Genomic DNA, 19,111 nt, shown 5'->3' with positions numbered 1-19,111 from the left:
CAAGGCCTCCGCAGGCGTCTTCCAGCCGAGTGTTTTCCGGGGCCTGGTATTCAATGTGTTAGCAACGGCCTGGATCTCGCGAGCACTCCACCGGGACAGGTCTGTGCCCTTTGGAAAGTATTGTCGTAGAAGGCCATTGGTGTTTTCGTTCGTACCGCGCTGCCATGGGCTGTGCGGGTCAGCGAAGAACACCTTCACGCCGGACTCGATCGTGAAGCGGGCGTGATCGGACAGTTCCTTGCCACGATCCCAGGTCAATGATCGCCACAACTGAGAAGGCAAGTCCGCCACGGTCTTCTTGAGTGCGTTGGCCATCGTAACAGCTCCGTAGCCGGCCAGCGCAGGCCCGTTTTTCGTGCGTGGAATTAGCCCATAGCCTTTCTCGCGAGGTAAGTGCACGAGCATCGTAAAGCGGCTTGATCTTTCCACCAACGTCCCGATGGCTGATCGGTTTAAGCCGATAATCAGGTCGCCCTCCCAATGGCCTGGCACAGCACGATCTTGCACCTCTGCAGGCCGGCTGGAAATCATCACCTCCTCGCTGACGTGCGCCCACGCCTTGGCACGCGCTCTCGCTCGGGGAACGCGCAACGCGCGCCCGGTGCGAAGGCAACCCACCAGCTCGCGCTTGAGCGCACCGCTCCCTTGAATATAGAGCGCTTGATAAATGGCTTCGTGAGAGATGCGCATAGATTCATCATCCGGGAAATCAGCTTGCAATCGATTGGCAATCTGTTCAGGTGACCAGCCGTTGACCCACTTTCGGTCACCGCGATGTGGTTTATTGCGCCCCTTGAACGGTGCCTGCCTGGGCCCCGCAATTTCACGACCATCAGCGTCATGTACCTTGCCCTCAAGGCGCTCCTGTACGTATTGGCGCAGCCGTGCGTTCGTCGCCAGCTTCGCTGGCTTTGGTCGTTTGGCGAACCGTTCCGCCTTCCACTGCGCGACCGAAGCACGATACTCGAGGCACCCACAACGGGTTGCCGCATTGCGTGTGAGTTCCCGCGAAACGGTTGACGGACTACGTCCAAGACGCCGGGCAATTTCGCGTACCCCAAGACCTTGTACCGAGAGCAACGCTATATCTTCCCGCTCAGCGAACGACAAGTATCGACCAGCGATAGGTTTCGACATGAATAGTGGCATGCCGCCACGATAGCGGAACCAGCGCGAGCCTACCGCTTGAGATACGCCTACCGCCTCCGCTGCTTTCTCGCTTGTAATGCCCGTTGCGATCTGTTGCCAAAACCGACGCTCCATCACATGTCCAAGTGATGGCGCACCCGGCGAGTACATCGCTTCTCGCCCTGTCAACCGATACACCTGCTTTGCACTTCGTCCCATGCAACACCTCCTCGATCAAAGGTGTTGCAACGACCGGTTGAATCCGCCCAATACGTCAGCATTCGCTACAGCGAACGGCTGGCTGAAGCGGGCATCGAACCGTCGGTCGGCAGCCGGGGCGACAGCTATGACAACGCTCTGGCTGAAACGATCAACGGCTTGTACAAGGCTGAACTGATTCATCGCCGCACGTGGAAAACGCGGGAATCCGTTGAACTGGCAACCCTGGAATGGGTGGCCTGGTTCAATCATCATCGATTGATGGAGCCCCTCGGCTATATCCCGCCCGCTGAAGCTGAGGCAAACTACTATCGGCAACTTGAAACAGCTGCCGCTGAACCGGCATTAACTTAAACCAACCAGCCTCCACGATTCCCGGGGCGGTTCAGATCGAAGTGGACCGCCTATGCAAACGACTGCAATCAAAGGCGCGGCATATCCGGGTAGTCTATGAAGCCGGCCCCTGCGGATACGGCCTGTACCGACGGCTGGTCGACAAAGGGTTCGAATGCATGGTGTGCGCGCCATCCCTGATTCCGCGGAAACCGGGCGAGCGCGTCAAGACCGACCGACGCGACGCCATCAAACTGGTGCGTACGTTGCGGGCCGGAGATCTGTCCGCCGTCCATGTGCCCACAGTTGAAGATGAAGCGTTTCGTGACCTTGCCCGGGCCTGGTCGGCCGCCAGGGAAGACCTGAAAGCAGCACGCTGCAGGCTCAAATCGTTCCTGCTCTCACACGGCGTCCATTACCTCGGGCGCCCAGACTGGGGGCCGACGCACCGACGTTGGTTGAGCACATTCTCGTTCGACAGCGCCTGGCAGCAACTCGCATTTGACGAACACCGCCGCACGATCGAGGACAGGCTCGCGCAGTGCGAACGGCTGGAGATGGCGCTGCGTGAGGCAGTTTCCAACTGGCGATTCTATCCCGTCGTGCTCGCCCTGCAGGCTATGCGCGGCATCCAGTTTACGTCGGCAGTCGGGCTGGTGTCCGAACTGGGCGACCTCTCCCGATTTGAGCATCCGCGACAGTTGATGGCGTGGATTGGCGTCACGCCGTCAGAACATTCATCCGGCGGCAAGCGACGGCAGGGAAGCATTACAAAGACTGGCAACAGTTATGCAAGAAAGCTGCTCGTCGAATCAGCGTGGAGTTACCGCCATCCGGCACGTGTGAGCATCGATATCCAGCGCCGGCATGAAGGCATCCCCAAACCCATCATCGATCGAGCGTGGGATGCGCAGCTACGGCTATGCAAGCGTTACCGTAAGCTCGTGGCTAGAGGCAAGAGCGCCCACGTTGCAATCATCGCCGTCGCCCGCGAACTGATCGGTTTCATCTGGGACATTGGACGATTGGGATTGACATTGGCCGCATCACCCACCGTACAAGCGGCATGAACGGAGGACTTCACTGCACAACAGACCGACCGAGATCGACGAGTTTCCTGAAGGCGGCGTAGCCCGGTATTCGAGCAACCCGCGTCCTCGTTTGGCAACGGCATCAGGCCGACTTGCGTAGCAAGAAAGCGGCAGGCTCATGAGACGGACCTCTGTAATGCGGCAACCAATCCGCGAATATCAGCGTGATCCACCGTCGAGACTTACTGCTACGCCGCCCTCAGGAAATTCACAACCAAACATGCCACGAACGCCAAAACCGATCCCGATTGACACCGGGAGTCATATCAACGAGGAGGAGTCCACATACGGTCCTTCGCACTCTGTCTTCAAGTGCTGTGTGCAGCGGCTCCCTGCACGACAGGCGGGGCGCTACACTTACATCGTTATCGTCAGATAGGGGCGGGCAGCCGGTCGCAGGTATTTTCCGAGAAGATGTCATGAAACTCCGCACTCCTTGGCCACCGGACTTATCCGGGGTGGCGAACGAAGCCGGGACACAGATCGCAGGAGACAATCGCTTGCCGACAAAGAACGCGGCACTGCGCGGCTTCACCATCGCTGCAGCAATAGCCATCTTTATCGCCGATTCGATCACTTCGCTCGATATCGCCGCCGCTACCCTGTATGTCGCGGTCGTATTGATGGCAAGCCGCTTCCTTCGGCCGCGCGACATCGCAATAGTGGGTCTCGGTTGCATAGCTCTTGCGCTGCTGAGCTGGTACATCACACCACCTGCCGTTTCGGTAACCCTGGCGGTTGCCAACGAGTTCATCAGCATAGGGGCTATCGCACTCGTGACGGTGCTTGCGCGGCACGCGAAGCTGTCGGAAGCAGAGGTGTTCAATAGCGAGCGCCGCCTCCGCGACGTGCAAAAGGCGCTGGCGCACGCGAATCGCTTGACGACGATGGGTGAACTCATGGCTTCGCTCAGTCACGAGCTCAAGCAACCGATCAGCGCGAGTGCTACCAATGCACAGGCGGGTGTGCGATGGCTGGCTGCCAGTCCGCCGAATCTGGAAAGCGCCCGCCAGTCGTTCGAGCGAATCATCCAGGACGCAGCGCGCGCCAGCGCCATCCTCGAGCGGACTCGCGAACTCTCCAGGAAGTCCGCGTCGCGCAAGAACAGGGTTCAATTAAACGACGCTATTGCCGAGGTGCTCGTCTTGTTGCAACACGAGTTCCTGAAGGAGAACGTTGCAGTCGAAATCCGGCTGGACCAGACACTGCCACCTGTCGAAGCAGATCGCGTTCAGCTTCAGCAAGTCGTACTGAATCTTGCGATGAACGCGGTCGAGGCCATGAGTGAGTTCCCAGAAGGACCGCGAAAACTCATCATCCAGTCAGCCACAGTTCAGTCGGGCGACGTGCTCATCACGGTACAGGATAGTGGGCCGGGATTCGCCGCGGAAAACGCGGACCGCCTGTTCGAGACGTTTTATACGACCAAGACGAGTGGAATTGGCATGGGCCTCGCGATTTGCCGTTCCATCGTCGAAGACCATGGCGGGCGATTGTGGGCCGACACCAATCAGGTCGCACGCGGGTCCGTGTTCCGGTTTACCTTGCCGCGCAGCCCGGTCCGGACAGCGAACTCTGGCGAAAATCCAGTCGGTGGCGCCTACCTGTAACGACCTGAAATTTGGGCATGCGAGGTCGCCAACAGGCAGTGAGATGGTATGTACGCTGCGCCGGTCTGAGTTCCGTCAGTTGCAGTTAATCCTGGCACGTGGCGCATTCGGAGACACTAACTGAGGGGCGGGAACGGGTCGCGTGCTGCCGATCGTCGTCGGGCAGCGACCGGCCAGGAAGCGCCGGTCGCCTGTATCGCCAGGCAGACTCTCGGGTGAACATTTTGCATCAGCAAGCGGCCGTTCGCGCGCCGACCTCATCCACGCAACCGCGGGCATCCGCAGTCCGCGCGGCCGCCTCGTCCTCTCACGTGCACTGACATGGACCCGACCGGCCCGCTCAGTGATGGTCGAAAAGAGCGAGTTGACCGCTCTTGTACATCTGCCGGACCTTCGTACGAAACGACGCCTTCGGCGACTTCTGGCACTCGGAAACAAGCACGCCGATTGGCGTCGCAGTGTCCTCCACCATCGTGTCAGTTTCCGTTATGCCGAGCTTGTCGACTCCCGCCACGTAGTAGACGGCAGCGGGTCGGTAAGCTTCATCCATCGCCACGAAGTCCTCGCATTTCATTTTCAGCGGATTCATTTTTGTCGGGGCTTGCGCCAATGCCGGCATCACGATAACGGCTCCCAGAAGACAGGTGGCAGTCACAAAGCGCTTCATGTAACACTCCCAGACTCACGCGGGGGACGGCAAAAAAGGCCGCCCGCTATTGATGACCCTCGGAAAGAACAAGGGAACTGACCGATTCGGCGATTCCGCAAGGTCTGCGTGCAGCGTGCGGAATTTCCTTCAGGCAGTATCGACGCCGTCGGGAGTGAAGACAATGAGACTTTGGTATATATCGCGTCAACTTGACTCAGGACCTAGGCGGCGTCGGTCCGGCGTGGCCTCCCCCGAAATTGCCCGCCTCCAGTAACGAACGCGAGGAGCGATAGCGCCGCCCACGTCCCAGCAGTCGGCGTCAGACGCGCCAAATGTTTCTTTTCCCTAGAGGTGGCGCCGTTGGTTCGGACAGTCAGATCGAATTTATAAGTGGAAGCGCCGGGGTCATCAAGCTGCCGATTTGATCGCTGGCAGCGTCGCGAAGTATGCCTCATCCGGCGTCTGATCGGACAAACTTGAATGGGGCCGTTTCAGGTTGTAAAGGTTCAGGTAATCGCCGATGGAGCGGCGTGCATGGCTGACTGATTCATAGGCTTTCAGATACACCTCTTCATATTTCACGCTGCGCCACACGCGTTCGACGAATACGTTGTCGCGCCAGGCGCCTTTGCCATCCATGGACAGGCGGATGCCCCTGCTGAGCACGGCGTCGGTGAACGCTGTCGCGGTGAACTGGCTGCCCTGGTCGGTGTTGACGATTTCAGGTTGCCCGTATTTTGCAAACGCTTCTTCCAACGCCTCGACAGCGTGCATCGCTTCCATCGTAATCGCCACGCGGTGGGCCAGTACCTTTCGGCTGGCCCAGTCCACCACGGCGGTCAGATATACGAAGCCGCGCGCCATCGGAATATAGCTCGTATCCAGTGCCCAGACCTGGTTTGCCCGATTGATGAGATAAAGTCAGAACTGGTGTACGGGGGGATTGAGGCGGGAGATTGAAGGCGGTGGAGGTTTCAGCTGAGAATCTGATTGTCGAAGTCGGAAACCAGCAACCAACAAACCATCCACCATGAGCAAGTTTACGGAAAAAGAAGTCGTCGGTCTATCGGCAACCGGTCTGGGTCTGGACGAACTGGTCCGGCAGGGAGCGCGGCAGGTGATCCAGCAGGCAATCGAAGCAGAGCTGTCGGCGCTCCTGGAGCGGTTCGAGAACGTCAAGACCTTGCACGGACAGCGTGCCGTGGTGCGCAATGGCTATCTGCCGGAGCGCGAAGTGCTGACGGCGGCCGGCCCCATTGCGGTGAAGGTCCCGAAGGTTCGCGATCGATCAGGATCAGGTGTGAAGTTCAATTCATCGATTGTGCCGCCGTACGTGAGGAAGTCGCCGCGCGTGAGTGCCGCGCTGCCGTGGCTGTATCTGAAGGGCATCTCGACGGGCGATATGAGCGAGGCGCTGAGCGTGCTGCTGGGAGATGACGCCAAAGGCTTGTCGGCCAATGTGGTGAGTCGGCTGAAAGCGCAATGGGCCGACGAGCACGCCAGCTGGAGTCGACGGGACCTATCAAAGTCGCGCTACGTGTATTGGTGGGTTGACGGCATTCACACCGGGCTGCGAAGCGAGAACTCTGACGGCCAGTGCCTGCTCGTGATCATCGGAGTGAGGCCCGATGGACGCAAGGAGCGTGTGGCAATCGGCGACGGGTATCGCGAGTCGAAGGCGTCCTGGCAGGAGCTGCTACTGGAGCTGAAGGCGCGCGGCTTGCAGGCCGGTCCGCTGCTGGCAGTCGGCGATGGGGCGATGGGCTTCTGGGCTGCGCTGGAAGAAGTGTTTCCTGCGACACGCGGCCAGCGCTGCTGGTTCCACAAGATGGGCAACGTGCTCAACGCGCTGCCGAAGTCGCAACAGGGACGCGCGAAGGCAGACCTGCAGGCGATCTGGATGGCCGCTACGCGTGCGGACGCGTACGCTGCGTTCGATCGTTTCGTAACGGTCTACGCGGCGAAATATCCGAAGGCGACCGAAACTCTGAAGAAGGACCGTGAGAGCCTGCTGGCGTTTTACGACTTCCCGGCCGAGCACTGGCAGCATTTGCGCACCACGAATGCGATCGAGTCGACGTTCGCGACCGTGCGTCACCGCACTACGCGGACGCGCAACTGCGTGTCGCGACCAACCTTCCTCGGCCTGGCATTCAAGCTGATCGAGGAAGCCGAGAAAACCTGGCGCCGCATTAACGGCCCCGAACAGATCAAGCTGTTGCTGGAGGGTATTGCCTTCAGGGACGGCGAACCGGTGCAAGACGATCAACCGGGTCAGCAGAAACTCGCCGCTTGACGTCGCCGGCTATCAACGGCCCATACACCAGACTTGACGTTATCTCCCGATTGATCGTCATGCCCCGCAACAGATAAGGCCAGATCTTGTGCTTCGCATGACGGCGGCTCGTGTTCGGCTTGCAGTACAGTGCCTCAATGCCCATGCGCTTCATCAGAGTGCCGACGTGTTGCGCCCGACCCTGATAGCTTCACGTTTGAGCAGCGCAATCTTCGCCGGCTGGCTGATTGCGTTAATGGTGTGGCTGCTGCCGAGCGCGCGCTCCGGCCGCCTGTTCGCCGTATTGCTGATCACCTACGTGGTGGCGGCCGCGCGACTGTCGCATATCATCGCTGGATCGACGGAGGTGGCCTACGCTTATCTGTCCGGCTGCGCGTCGTTATACGACTACCCTGGTCCGTTTCGTTCTGCCGACGCTGGCGGGCAATGTGATCGGCGGGATATCGCTGGTCGCGCTTCTCAACCACGCGGCGATCGCGCCGGAAATTAGCGGGAATCGTTGAAATGCGCCCGTGAGCGGAGCGGTCGCGGGCTCCTACACCATGGATGGGACTAGTACAACATCCCGTTAGGCAGCGTGAGCGCGCCCCCACTGCAAGCACCTTGCGATGAATTTTCGCAACTCGGCGCGGCATCGCGTGCGGTGCCATACGTACCGGCCTGCCCCACGCGACATGCTCAGCTTTGATGGCAGGCTACTGGCATCATGGATGGGTGGCCCGATCCCGTGCGGCTAATGGGGTCGATATGCGTCATCACATTGAGGACGGGGTGATTGTCGATGACGTTTCTGCGTGCCGCTGCGGCGATGTCATGGCCGTCGACGATGGACAGCCGGTCGTCGACCTCAAGATGCACATCGACGACGATCAGGTCACCCATCTTTCGGGTCCGCAGATCGTGGAAGCCGACCACGCCTGGTGTCTCGCGCAGCGTTTGGCGGATCGCGGAGACTTCTTCCTCGTTGGCCGCGCGGTCCATCAGATCGTTCATTGCATCCCAGGCAAACCTCCAGCCCATCTTCGCCACCATAACGCCTACGATCAGCGCAGCGATCGGATCGAGGATCGGGTAGCCCATCAGATTGCCAATTATGCCGGCCGCTACCACCAGCGAGGACGCCGCGTCCGAGCGCGCGTGCCAAGCGTTGGCAATCAGCATGCTCGAGCGTACGCGTTGGGCAACATTAAGCATGTAACGGAACAGCAATTCCTTCGATACCAGCGCAATACCGGCCACCCACAATGCAGCGGTGTGCACCGCCGGAATCGCAGCCGGATTGCGGAACTTCACAACGGCTGTCCACAGCATGCCGATACCGACAGCCAGCAGCAAGACGCCCAGAACCAGCGACGCGGCGTTCTCGAATCGCTGATGCCCATAGGGGTGGTCGTCATCGGGTCCCTTCTTGCTGTGCTGACCGGCAAACAGGACAACAAAGTCAGAAACAAGATCCGACAGGGAATGAATGCCGTCGGACAGCAATGCCTGCGATCTGGCGAATACGCCGATCACAATCTGGATTATCGCCAGTAGCACGTTGACGCAGACACTCACGAAGGTGCTGCGTCGGGCGGCCACGTGGCTGCTCGTTTCTTCCATTTCTTTGTTACCCATGTTCAGCTCCGGCTTCGGTGTGTCGCGCGCATAACGGTAAACACGAATTGCAAAGCGCAATTATTGCACATTAAGTCCGAAAATGTTGTCATAAGTCCTTGTTTTATATGGACAAATATAAACGAAAACGATTTACAATCGTCTTTCGCTTCCGCGTGTTATCAACTGGCAAGTTACAGAGGCCTGGGTGTTGGTCGGGTGAATATCGAGGTGGTGGCTTGCCCAATGCCGTTACTGAGCGGCGCACCAAATAATGCGTTGCGCGCTGGCGAGTGTTGTCGCGCTTCGCTTTTTGCGCTGCGCGGCAATGCTTGCTCAAACTTCCTTATGGATGCACTGAGTTCGCGTTAAGCAAATACGGTGGCTCGGCGGTTTTGCACGCTTCGCTGCGCGCTCACAGCCCTGTGGAACAGGGCGGGCGTCGAACAACCCTGAGAAGCTGCAGGCAACTACACGCGAGTGAATGGCCCTTGGACTTTGATAGCGGTCGTTGCCATAGCGGCGAGCCGAACGGCGACAACGGGGTCGCGTGGCGTCGCTCGACGTCGCGCAGCCGCCAGTCAGGAGAGGTGCTTCGGTTACGCCAGGTAGCTATACTCCAACTCGACGAGATCCTGAACCTGCAGGGGGAGATTTTTCCTACCCGTAGATCAACTTCCGATAGTTCGAATCGACTTCCCATGACTATGCTGCCAATCGCCGACCGTTGGTTTGAACTGAAACGCATCAGTGACGAAATCACCCTGCTGTGGGAACCTCATGTCGTGCCACTGATGCAGTGCAATATCTGGCACGTGCGGGGCCGCGACCGGGACCTGATGATCGACACCGGAATGGGTATTGCCAGTCTGCGTGACGCGGCCCGGCATCTGCTTCAAAAGAAAGTGACCGCAGTCGCGACACATACGCACTCGGATCATGTGGGCGGACATCATGAGTTCGAGCACACGCTTGTCCACGAACTGGAGGCCGACAACCTGCGCTCGCCGCGCGAGCGCGGCACGCTTCTGGCATCGGTATTGGGCGATGCCGCGATTCGTCGATACCACGAATTTGGCTATCCGTTCGATGGCGATCTGATCACCGCCCTTCCCAAGGCCGATTACCGGATGTCCGACTACCGCGTGCGAGCTGCGACCGTCACGGAAATCGTCAAGGAAGGGAATATTGTCGATCTCGGTAACCGGCATTTCGAAGTCCTGCATCTGCCAGGCCATTCACCAGGGAGCATCGGTCTTTGGGAGCCGGCCACCGGCACGTTGTTCTCCGGCGATGCGATCTACGATGGCCCGCTGCTGGACGAGATCGGCGGTGCCGATATCCCGACCTATGTGCGTACGATGAAGCGTTTGCGCGAATTGCCCGTGCAAGTCGTCCACGCGGGACACGACGCGAGCTTCGGGCGGGAACAACTGGTCGCGCTGATCGACGCCTATCTGGCAAAACGCGCATGATCGTTATCGAAAAATAGCGTGGGACGACGATCAACCATCACCATCGGTCCCTTTCGGCCATCTGCAGCCGCTCGTATGCGCGCCGCAGCGGTCATTCCAATGTCGCCTCGGAGCCGGACATCGGACGCTGACCGGTTGATCACAAGTGCCATCGTCAGTCTGAGCCGCCGTGCACGCCGCAACCACCAAAAAAGTGGCTCGCGCTTTGTCCAATCACGATGAAAGATCTGGATGAACCGGCACCGTGAGCTGAAAAACAGCGCCGCGCGGGACGTCGGTGGAAAACCCTGCCAGACCTCCTTCACGTCAGGCGGCTGGGCGCTTAACCACTGCATCGCGGCGTAGCCGTTGGCGACCGTCGCGGAGATCGGCTGGTTGACCTCATGCGCGATCGTCGCCGCGAGCTGGCCCATGTGGCCACGCGGGTTGCGTGCGCCAGCTCCGTCGGCACCTCGCGGTAGCGCCGCTCGCTCTCGCGGGCTTCTTCCTCGGCCCGCTTGCGCTCGGTCAGATCGAGCACGAAGGCGACACCTTCGTTCCCTCCTGTTTCAAACGTGGTTCTCGCCAGAGCTGAGGTCAGAGGTATGCCCGCAGCATCAACATCGGGCTCACAATGGTGCTGCGTCCGCCGCCGAGCGAGCCCGGGAGGTTGTAGCTGTGGATGTTGATTCGCAACCCGACTTCGAAGCGCCCCTTGTCATCGATAGGGGTGAAGAAGTCGGGGCGCAAGAAGACCTCCGTGCCGAACGAGTCTTTCCGGAAATTCACGACGAGTGTCGTCATTTGTGTGATCTCGTGCCCCGCGATCGAGAACGGTTTCAGCTTGAAGAAAATCCGGTAAAAGAGATTGGGGCTGGTGTTTTCGGCTCCCACATATGACGCTTCGCGCGCGTAAGCGTCGGTCTCGAAGTAGTCGAAGCCCGGCAGATTGAAATTCGCGAGAAGTCCGTAAGACTTGACCCAGAACTGGGCGTAGTTGGATTTTTCAAAGCGCGCGGCAGGCTCACGTCCTGGAAGACCCCGTAAGACAAGTTCTTGTTGAGTATCTTGCCGATACTCAGACGCGGATTGACGAACAAGACGTAGTTGTCGTGCTTCGAAGGATCGCCGCTCATATCAGCGCCGTGATAGTTTTCGAAATCGATCCAGTTGCTGCCGAAGCGGTTTTGGTCGAAATGCTCGAACTGTCCCATGAACACGTTTTTGTTGGGCGTACCGTTGTCGTAGAGATAGTCGGTCGGGCCGTGCGGCGTGAATCCTCCGCCAAACGAATTGATCTGCCATTGGAAATAGCCGTCCGCTTGTGCCGGTGACGCTTGCAACATGAGACCGATAAGCGCGCCGGCGAGGCCGAAGTTGCGCCTTTTGGTACGGGACCGAAATACCATGTTTGTCTCCATTATTATCAGCATCGCTTAAAAATGAGCGGCACTAATCCTGCCGTCTATAGGATCAGCGACGCGCAGCGACGACGAATGGCCCGCGCCTTCCCGCGCCTTCCCGCGCCCCGATGTCTTGCCGGGAGTCCGTGAACTGACCAGGGATTGCTATGCTTTCGATGTCGCGTCGTCTTGGCTCACCACGCTTCCGAGCCTGGCTGCCCGCCGGCCCGGATGGCGTGTCATGCCGCTCGCTGTTCGCCGCGAACGAGGCGGAAGTCGTATTCGCACGTCCAGAAGGGCACGTCGACTTGCTCGCCGGTCGGCGCCATGCCAGGCTCATGTCGCTTGAAATCGACGATCAAGCCTTGTTTCACGCCGAATACGACATCGCTGTCGAGGTACGGCCCGTCAGACGGGAAGAGGTGGGTGACGATCGACTTGTAGCCGGACGCAGAGACGATGAAGTGAATATGGCGTGGCCGATTCGGATGGCGGCCCATCGCGGCGAGCATCGAACCGACCGGTCCATCGGTGGGTACCGGATAGTAGAACGGCTTGATCGACCGAAACCAGTACTTGCCGTCGGGTCCCGTGGCCAGACGCCCACGCGCGCGCATCTCGTCGGAACCGAGCTGCATGTCGTAGTTGCCTTCTCCATCGCCCGACCAGATGTCGAGCACGGCACCCTCGATTGGCCCGTCGTCGAGCGTCAGCATGGTCCCGGAATAAAAGCACGGCTCGCCAATGACGCCCCTGGCAAGATCGCTCCCCATCGGCAGCTCCGGCGCACCCTTCCAGTAGTACGGTCCCAACACCGTCTGCTGCGTGGCACTTTCAGGCAAACGATTATTAATGGCGTCAACGAGAATGGAGACGCCCAACGTGTCAGAAAGAAGGACGAATTCCTGACGTTTGGCGGTGCAAATCTGCCCGGCCTTCGTGAGAAATTCGATGGCCGCCATCAATTCCGCTTCCTCCAACTCCACTTCGCGCACGAAGTCGTGAAGATGGCGCACAAGCGCCGACATCACGACACCAAAGCGCGCGTTCGCAGGCTTCATGCTCTTTAGAACCTGTTCGGTGATATCAAACTTGCGGGCGGTCATGCATGTCTCCTTAGATGCGGTAACGCCCTGTTCAGATCCGTCTCGACACGGTCGGCGTTCGATTGCGCAGAGTCTAAGGACACACGTGCATGGACAGAAATGGCTTTTTTGCACCGTAACGATTTATGCTATCGATAGATGCGTCGGTGTGCGACGCAGTCGAAGAGCGTTCTAGTGTCCTGAGTTAAAAATTCATTGAATGATGCCGATCACGTACTAAAGTGTCCTGTGTAGCACTTGATACGCGGAGGCAACGATGAGTGGACGGTCCAAAGGGGAACTCGTGCTGAGCGATTCGGAGCGCGAAGACCTGCAAGCGCTGACGATGCGACGCAAGACCGCGCAGGCCCTGGCATTGCGGGCGCGCATCGTGTTGGCCTGTGCCGATGGCATGGACAACAAGACAGTTGCGGCGAAACAGCGGGTCACACAGCAAACGGTTTCGAAGTGGCGGGCGCGATTCGTGAGCCATCGTGTGGACGGCCTGCTTGATGCACCACGGCCCGGCGCACCGAGGACGATTGATGACGCGCGCGTCGATGCGGTCATCGCGAAGACGCTCGAGTCCGTGCCTGTCGGAGCGACTCACTGGAGCACGCGCACGATGGCTCGCGAAATGAAATTGTCGCAGACAGCGGTCACACGAATCTGGCGTGCTTTTGGCTTGCAACCGCATCGGCAGGAGACGTTCAAGCTCTCCAGCGATCCGATGTTCGTCGACAAGGTGCGGGATATCGTCGGGCTTTACCTGGACCCGCCGCTCAAGGCCATGGTGCTGTGCGTGGACGAGAAGAGCCAGATTCAGGCGCTCGATCGCACGCAACCCATGTTGCCGTTGGCACCCGGCATCCCTGAGCGACGTACCCACGATTACATGCGCCACGGTACGACCACCCTGTTCGCGGCGCTGGACATCGCTACTGGTGAAGTAATCGGCGAGGTACATCGGCGCCATCGCAGCAGCGAATTTGTGCGCTTTCTGCGCACCATCGAAGCCAGCGTGCCGTCTTACCTGGAGGTGCATCTGGTAATGGACAACTATGGCACGCACAAAACGCCCTCGATCAAAGCCTGGTTCGCTCGTCATCCTCGCTTCCATGTTCACTTCACACCCACCTCGGCGTCGTGGCTTAACCAGGTCGAACGATGGTTTGCCGCGCTCACTGAAAAATACCTTCGACGCGGTACGCATCGGTCGACACGTCAACTCGAAGACGCGATCCGTCATTATCTGGATGTCTATAACGCGAACCCCAAACCGTTTGTCTGGAGCAAGTCGGCCGATGAGATCCTGGCCAGCCTCGAACGGTTTTGTGTGCGCGTCCGCAAGGCTGCGGCAGGAGCATCATGAATATCAATACCGACGCAATTGATGAAGTTTCCCTCGCGCTCCTCTACCTGACCCTGCATGACCGATACCGTGCATGGAAGGGCTTCGACTGGGATGTGCTGAACCGGCTCCATGAACGAGGCCTCATCGAAGACCCAGTCAACAAGACGAAGTCCGTGATCTTTACGGAAGAAGGACTGCGCGAATCCGAGCGACTTTTTAATCAGCACTTTGTCATTCCGGAAAGAACAGAGAATTGATTCAACGAACTTCTAACTCAGGACACTAGCGCGGCTTCGCGTTTCGATGCGAAGCCAGCTTCCTGACGATGGAGCAGAAGGACCGCACGTGGAGAGATTGTTGTTTCTTGCTGCGCTTGCGCAGGATGCCGGGCGTTCGGATCGGCGTTGGACTTTCCAGCGGGATGACGTTGAGCCCCGGTTGGTGGGCGACCGCATTGGCTGCAACGATCGCGGCGATCTTCGTGCGCGCGACGAGCCCCAGCATCGGCGCGATCGTATTCATCTCCACGATGACCTGCGGCTCTGCCCCGGATGCCTGAAAGCATTCGTTCAACATGACGCGCGTCGTGAACTCGTTCGGCAGCAGGACCATCTGCTGATGATGCAGCTCGACGAGCCGAATGCGTTTGCGGCCTGCGAACGGATGCTCGTCCGACACGACGAGCACCATCTCCTCGTTATAAAGCGGCTCGAACCATAGGTCGTTGCGCTCGGGCGGACGATAAGCGATGCCGAAATCCAGCTGATCGGCCGTGAGCTGAGCGATGATGTCGTCAGCAGACAATTCCTTGACCGTCACTTTCGCTGCCGGAAACTGCGCAAGGAATGTCGCGACGCAGTCGGGAATGAATCCGAGGTTGAACGTATGCGTTGCCCCGACACGCACTTCGCCGCCGAGCACGCCGCCTGATTCCTTCAGCGCGCCGAGTCCCTGATCGACCGCCTCGAGCGCCTGCGTCGCAAAGCCAAGGAACAGTTCGCCCGGCTCCGTCAACACCACCTTCTTGCCGACGCGTTCGAATAGCTGTTGATCGAGTTCGTCTTCGAGTTGCTTGATCTGATGCGAAAGCGTTGATTGCGAAACGTGAACTCGCTCCGCCGCGCGCGTGAAGTTAAGGCAATCGGCCAGCGCCTTGAAGTAGCGCAGATGACGGAGTTCCATAATGCGTCGCAAGTCCAGCGTAACAATCGATGACATCGATTGTATCGATGCAAAATCATCATTTCAACAACTGAATCCGCCTGGCTATCCTTCGCTACAAGACCGGGTGTCCTTATCGGCACGCGGACGGCGGAGAAGGCCCATCGCGGCAGCGGTGCTTTGCGGGGCTGCAATTGAGGAGCGTGAAATGAAGATCGGCAAGGAAACCATACCCAGAACAGCAATCTCGACATCAGACGAGCATTCGATCACCGTGCGCGGCGCCGATCTGTGCCGCGACCTGATCGGCAAAATCTCCTTGACAGAGTACTTCTACCTGCTCCTGACCGGATCGCGCCCGTCGGAGAACGCGACGGCGATCCTGAACGCGACGCTGGTCGCCATCACTGAGCACGGTCTCGTGCCCAGCGTGCAGGCGAGCCGCATGACGCTCGCCGCGGCGCCTGACGCACTGCAGGGCGCGGTTGCAGCCGGCATTCTCGGGTGCGGCTCCGTGATTCTCGGCGCGGCGGAAACGGCCGGACGGATGTTCAGCGAAGTCTCCGAGCGCGCCGGCAACGACGGCGACCTCAACGCCGCTGCGCTCGCTGTCGTCAAGGAGTACCGCGCCGCGAAGCGTGCCATTCCCGGCTATGGCCACCCGCTACACAAGGCGCGCGATCCCCGCGTCGACGCGCTCTTTTCGGTCGCGCGCGACCGCGCCATCAATCTGCGGTACGTCGCCATCGCCGAAGCGGTCGAGCGCGCCATTCCGCAGGTGATCGGCAAGGAACTGAAGCTCAATGTCTCGGCCGCGATCCCGGCCGTGCTGCTCGGCGTCGGCTTTCCACTTGCCGCATTGAAAGGCGTGCCGATTCTTGCTCGCACCGCTGGCCTTATCGCGCATCTAACGGAGGAACTCGAGCGGCCGATCGGCTTCGCGCTTTCTTATCAGGCGACGCGCGAACTCGTCTTCGATGGCGTCCCGGCCGCGCAGACCGGGACCGGCCCTGCCTCCGAGTAAGTGTCTTCCTATTCGACTGGAATCAGCAACATGAACAAGGTACTGCAGGGCGTGCGAGTCATCGAGCAGGGCACTTTCATCACGGGCCCGGCTGCTGCGATGATTCTCGCCGACATGGGTGCGGACGTCATCAAGGTGGAGCAGCCCGGTACGGGAGATCCGTTTCGCGCGTTCCGCGGCGGCTTGTACAGTCCTCATTTCCAGACTTACAACCGTAACAAACGCAGCATTACGCTCAATCAGAAGCTCCCCGAAGACCAGGCCGTATTCGATGATCTGATCCGGAGCGCGGATGTCTATATCCAGAACTTCCGTCCCGGCGCTGCAGAGCGGCTGAACGCTGGCGAGGCAAGGCTTCGCGAACTCAATCCGCGCCTCGTTTACTGCGCAATCAGCGGCTTCGGGCAAACCGGACCGGCCGCTCAGCGGCCCAGTTACGATACCGTCGCGCAAGCGACGAGTGCCTATCTGAACCTGCTCGTGAACCCCGCTGATCCACGCGTCGTCGGCCCCGCGGTAGCCGATGCGATGACCGGTTACTATGCGGCGTTCGGCATTCTCGGCGCGCTCTACGAACGCGGGCGCAGGGGGCGTGCGAGCTCCGTCGAGGTGTCGATGGTCGAAGCGATGTGCCACTTCAATCTGGACGCGTTCACCCACCTGCTGTCCGAGGGCGAAGTGATGGGCCCGTTCAGCCGGCCGAGCGTTTCGCAGTCTTACGTGCTCCGTTGCGCGGACGGCAAATGGGTCGCGCTGCACATGTCGTCGCCCGAGAAGTTCTGGCAAGGCCTTGCGACGGCGATGCGCCGCCCCGACATCTTCCTCGACCCGCGCTTTGCTACGCGTGAAGCGCGCATCGAGCATTACGAAGATCTGATCGTTCTCTTGCGCGAGATCTTCGCGTCGGAAACGCGGGATGTCTGGTGCGAACGGCTGGCCGCCGAAGACGTACCGCATGCCCCGATGTACGACACACGCGAAGCACTTGCCGATCCCCAGGTCAAACACCTCGGGCTCGAAGTGGCGACGACGCACCCGGAGATGGGGCCGTTCCGCACCATACGGTTCCCGGTGACGTTTGACGGCAAGCGTGAATCCGACGTCACGGCCCCGCCGTTACTGAACGAGCACGACAGCGAAATTCGCAACGAACTGCGGCGCGCCACCCGACCATACGAAAAGGACCGGTAAAGGGTGCGCAGCTAACCATCTGGAGGAGCAAAAATGAGTCTGGAAAATTGGACCCCGAGCAATATCGATATCGAGAAGGCGCGCGCCATTGCGCAGCAGCGGCGCGCCAGCAACAAGGTGAAGATGCTTCACCATCACGCGTTTCGCTGCCGTAGCGCAGAGGAAACGCGTGCGTTCTACGAGGGCCTTCTGGGCTTCCCGCTTGTCGCGGCATGCATCGAACCCATCGACCCGCTGACCAACGAGCCGAAGCCCTACATGCACCTGTATTTCGAACTCGCCGACGGAAGCGCGCTTGCGTTCTTCGACTATCCAGTGCATTTCAAGCCGGCAGACTTCGCTGAGGTCGACCAGTTCTGCCATCACATCGCGATGGAAGTCGAAGGCGGCGACGCGACGATCGATGCTTACAAGAAGAAGCTCGAAGGTGCGGGCGTCGAGGTGTTCGAGATCGACCATGGCTACTGCCGTTCGATCTACTTTTACGATCCGAACGGACTGCGCCTCGAATTTGCAACGAACGTGCCGGTGAGCGAACGGTTCTTTGCCGACAGGTACCAGTTGGTCGATGCCGACATGGAAAAGTGGCGGGCGTTGCGCGCGCAGCACTATGGGGACGTCGCAAATGCCTGACGCACTGTCCGCGACAGGCAGCCGGACCGCCGACTGCAAACTGCGGCGCGGGAAGGGTGTCTCAAGCGACGGCTTGCCTATCGCCTATTGGGATTGGGGCAATCGGTCGGGTATCCCGATCGTTTTGCTGCATGGCTTCTCACTCGATCACAGCGTCTGGGCGCCAGTTTACGAGCAGGCATCCCTGTTGGAAGCGTGCCGTTTCATCGTCCCCGATTTGCGCGGCCATGGCGCGTCGGGGCGTGCGAGTACAGCGGACAGTTACCTCGACGGCAAACTGTGGGCCGACGACATGGCCGCCGTGATCGAGTCGAGCGGGGTTCGCCGCCCGACCGTCGTGGCGTGGTCGTACAGTGGAAGAATGCTGTTCGACTACATCCGCTACTACGGAACGGGGACGCTCGCAGGCATCAATCTCGTTGCCGCGGCGAGCGTGGCCGACCCCACGGCGATCGGGCCGGACCACCTGTGTCTCGAAGCGCTCTGTTCGAGCGAGCCGAGGAGCGCCGAGGCCGCCGCCGCACGGTTCGTTTCCGACGTCCTGCGAATCGGTCCCGACAACGCGAGTTTCGAGTCGATTGCGTCCGCGGTGCGGCTGGTCTCGCCCGAGCATCGTCTTTGGATGCGGCGCAGGGTGCTCGACTATGACAGCGTCATCGCGGCACTCGACATTCCCGTGCTGGTGACGCACGGCAAATTGGATCGCGTTGTCTTGCCCGCGCTCGCCGCGCGACTAGGCCGACTGGTCACGCATGCCCGCCTTTCCATCTACGAAAACAGCGGGCACGCGCCGTTTCTGGAAAACCCGCAGCGCTTCGGCGCCGAGTTGCTCAGATTCGCGTCGGGCGCCTGATTGCAGCACGATCGTGTGGCCGACGCTGATG

The 19,111-nt window shown here is 59.8% G+C and carries 16 protein-coding genes and 6 pseudogenes; 12 read left to right on the top strand and 10 right to left on the bottom strand.

Annotation, left to right across the window (positions count from 1 at the left end):
• Nucleotides 1–45: 45 nt before the first annotated feature.
• A pseudogene (locus tag OKW35_RS48305) lies at nucleotides 46–1,137 on the bottom strand (IS30 family transposase); the annotation flags it as partial.
• A 255-nt stretch (nucleotides 1,138–1,392) separates the two neighbouring features.
• Between OKW35_RS48305 and OKW35_RS48300 the strand changes: the two are divergent.
• The 3 genes and pseudogenes from OKW35_RS48300 to OKW35_RS48290 form a co-directional block, all read left to right on the top strand.
• Nucleotides 1,393–1,701, top strand: a pseudogene (locus OKW35_RS48300) (integrase core domain-containing protein); the annotation flags it as partial.
• Nucleotides 1,702–1,748: 47 nt separating this feature from the next.
• Nucleotides 1,749–2,750: pseudogene (locus tag OKW35_RS48295) on the top strand (IS110 family transposase); the annotation flags it as partial.
• A 440-nt stretch (nucleotides 2,751–3,190) separates the two neighbouring features.
• Complete coding sequence (locus tag OKW35_RS48290) at nucleotides 3,191–4,381, top strand: sensor histidine kinase (protein WP_429555825.1); 1,191 nt, start codon at nucleotides 3,191–3,193, stop codon at nucleotides 4,379–4,381.
• A gap of 340 nt (nucleotides 4,382–4,721) precedes the next feature.
• Here the strand turns inward: OKW35_RS48290 and OKW35_RS48285 are convergent, their stop codons facing one another.
• A complete protein-coding gene (locus OKW35_RS48285) occupies nucleotides 4,722–5,048 on the bottom strand; it encodes an HdeA/HdeB family chaperone (protein ID WP_429555824.1) in 327 nt (108 codons plus the stop codon).
• Nucleotides 5,049–5,438: 390 nt separating this feature from the next.
• A pseudogene (locus OKW35_RS48280) lies at nucleotides 5,439–5,942 on the bottom strand (IS3 family transposase); the annotation flags it as partial.
• Nucleotides 5,943–6,060: 118 nt separating this feature from the next.
• On the opposite strand from OKW35_RS48280, the gene OKW35_RS48275 reads away from it, so the two are divergent.
• Complete coding sequence (locus tag OKW35_RS48275; protein WP_429554844.1) at nucleotides 6,061–7,326, top strand: IS256 family transposase; 1,266 nt, start codon at nucleotides 6,061–6,063, stop codon at nucleotides 7,324–7,326.
• Between the two features lie 46 nt (nucleotides 7,327–7,372).
• Here the strand turns inward: OKW35_RS48275 and OKW35_RS48270 are convergent.
• Nucleotides 7,373–7,533: pseudogene (locus tag OKW35_RS48270) on the bottom strand (IS3 family transposase); the annotation flags it as partial.
• Here OKW35_RS48270 and OKW35_RS48265 point away from each other — a divergent pair.
• Nucleotides 7,532–7,829, top strand: a pseudogene (locus tag OKW35_RS48265) (formate/nitrite transporter family protein); the annotation flags it as partial. The pseudogenes OKW35_RS48270 and OKW35_RS48265 sit on opposite strands and share 2 nt — an antisense overlap.
• Before the next feature lie 175 nt (nucleotides 7,830–8,004).
• Here OKW35_RS48265 and OKW35_RS48260 read toward each other — a convergent pair.
• Nucleotides 8,005–8,943: a cation diffusion facilitator family transporter gene (locus OKW35_RS48260; protein WP_429555823.1), complete on the bottom strand. Its 939-nt coding sequence runs from the start codon at nucleotides 8,941–8,943 to the stop codon at nucleotides 8,005–8,007.
• 686 nt (nucleotides 8,944–9,629) lie between these two features.
• On the opposite strand from OKW35_RS48260, the gene OKW35_RS48255 reads away from it, so the two are divergent.
• Nucleotides 9,630–10,397 (top strand): MBL fold metallo-hydrolase, encoded by a 768-nt coding sequence (locus OKW35_RS48255; protein ID WP_429555822.1) that lies wholly within the window; start codon nucleotides 9,630–9,632, stop codon nucleotides 10,395–10,397.
• Here OKW35_RS48255 and OKW35_RS48250 read toward each other — a convergent pair.
• From OKW35_RS48250 to OKW35_RS48235, 4 genes are all read right to left on the bottom strand, one after another.
• A complete protein-coding gene (locus OKW35_RS48250) occupies nucleotides 10,376–10,810 on the bottom strand; it encodes a hypothetical protein (protein ID WP_429555821.1) in 435 nt (144 codons plus the stop codon). The two genes, OKW35_RS48255 and OKW35_RS48250, sit on opposite strands and share 22 nt — an antisense overlap.
• Before the next feature lie 163 nt (nucleotides 10,811–10,973).
• The gene (locus tag OKW35_RS48245) at nucleotides 10,974–11,180 is read right to left on the bottom strand and encodes a hypothetical protein (protein WP_429555820.1); all 207 of its coding nucleotides are present in this window, start codon (nucleotides 11,178–11,180) and stop codon (nucleotides 10,974–10,976) included.
• 35 nt (nucleotides 11,181–11,215) lie between these two features.
• Nucleotides 11,216–11,785 carry a hypothetical protein gene (locus tag OKW35_RS48240; RefSeq protein WP_429555819.1) on the bottom strand — a complete coding sequence of 190 codons (570 nt, stop codon included), beginning with the start codon at nucleotides 11,783–11,785 and terminating at the stop codon, nucleotides 11,216–11,218.
• 233 nt (nucleotides 11,786–12,018) lie between these two features.
• Complete coding sequence (locus OKW35_RS48235; RefSeq protein WP_429555818.1) at nucleotides 12,019–12,885, bottom strand: dioxygenase; 867 nt, start codon at nucleotides 12,883–12,885, stop codon at nucleotides 12,019–12,021.
• Nucleotides 12,886–13,141: 256 nt separating this feature from the next.
• On the opposite strand from OKW35_RS48235, the gene OKW35_RS48230 reads away from it, so the two are divergent.
• On the top strand, nucleotides 13,142–14,236 hold the full coding sequence (locus OKW35_RS48230) for an IS630 family transposase (RefSeq protein ID WP_184069115.1): 1,095 nt from the start codon (nucleotides 13,142–13,144) through the stop codon (nucleotides 14,234–14,236).
• A complete protein-coding gene (locus OKW35_RS48225) occupies nucleotides 14,233–14,475 on the top strand; it encodes a DUF6429 family protein (RefSeq protein WP_090812276.1) in 243 nt (80 codons plus the stop codon). Before OKW35_RS48230 ends, OKW35_RS48225 begins: the two co-directional genes overlap by 4 nt.
• A 25-nt stretch (nucleotides 14,476–14,500) precedes the next feature.
• Here OKW35_RS48225 and OKW35_RS48220 read toward each other — a convergent pair whose 3' ends face one another.
• Entirely contained in the window at nucleotides 14,501–15,400 is a 900-nt protein-coding gene (locus OKW35_RS48220) for a LysR substrate-binding domain-containing protein (RefSeq protein ID WP_429555890.1), read from the bottom strand.
• Between the two features lie 187 nt (nucleotides 15,401–15,587).
• Between OKW35_RS48220 and OKW35_RS48215 the strand changes: the two genes are divergently transcribed.
• From OKW35_RS48215 to OKW35_RS48200, 4 genes are read left to right on the top strand one after another with little or no spacing between them, the layout of a single operon-like run.
• On the top strand, nucleotides 15,588–16,403 hold the full coding sequence (locus OKW35_RS48215) for a citryl-CoA lyase (protein ID WP_090812160.1): 816 nt from the start codon (nucleotides 15,588–15,590) through the stop codon (nucleotides 16,401–16,403).
• 30 nt (nucleotides 16,404–16,433) lie between these two features.
• Nucleotides 16,434–17,594: a CaiB/BaiF CoA transferase family protein gene (locus OKW35_RS48210; RefSeq protein ID WP_429555817.1), complete on the top strand. Its 1,161-nt coding sequence runs from the start codon at nucleotides 16,434–16,436 to the stop codon at nucleotides 17,592–17,594.
• A 33-nt stretch (nucleotides 17,595–17,627) separates the two neighbouring features.
• Nucleotides 17,628–18,227, top strand: coding sequence for a VOC family protein (locus OKW35_RS48205; protein ID WP_090812162.1), 600 nt, complete (start codon nucleotides 17,628–17,630; stop codon nucleotides 18,225–18,227).
• Nucleotides 18,220–19,080 (top strand): alpha/beta fold hydrolase, encoded by an 861-nt coding sequence (locus tag OKW35_RS48200; protein ID WP_429555816.1) that lies wholly within the window; start codon nucleotides 18,220–18,222, stop codon nucleotides 19,078–19,080. Before OKW35_RS48205 ends, OKW35_RS48200 begins: the two co-directional genes overlap by 8 nt.
• Nucleotides 19,081–19,111 lie beyond the last annotated feature (31 nt).

The organism is Paraburkholderia sp. MM5477-R1, from assembly GCF_050436385.1.
Classification (GTDB): domain Bacteria; phylum Pseudomonadota; class Gammaproteobacteria; order Burkholderiales; family Burkholderiaceae; genus Paraburkholderia; species Paraburkholderia tuberum.
The sequence above is the reverse complement of the archived record's forward strand: the minus strand, read 5'-3'. Positions and strand labels throughout refer to the sequence as shown.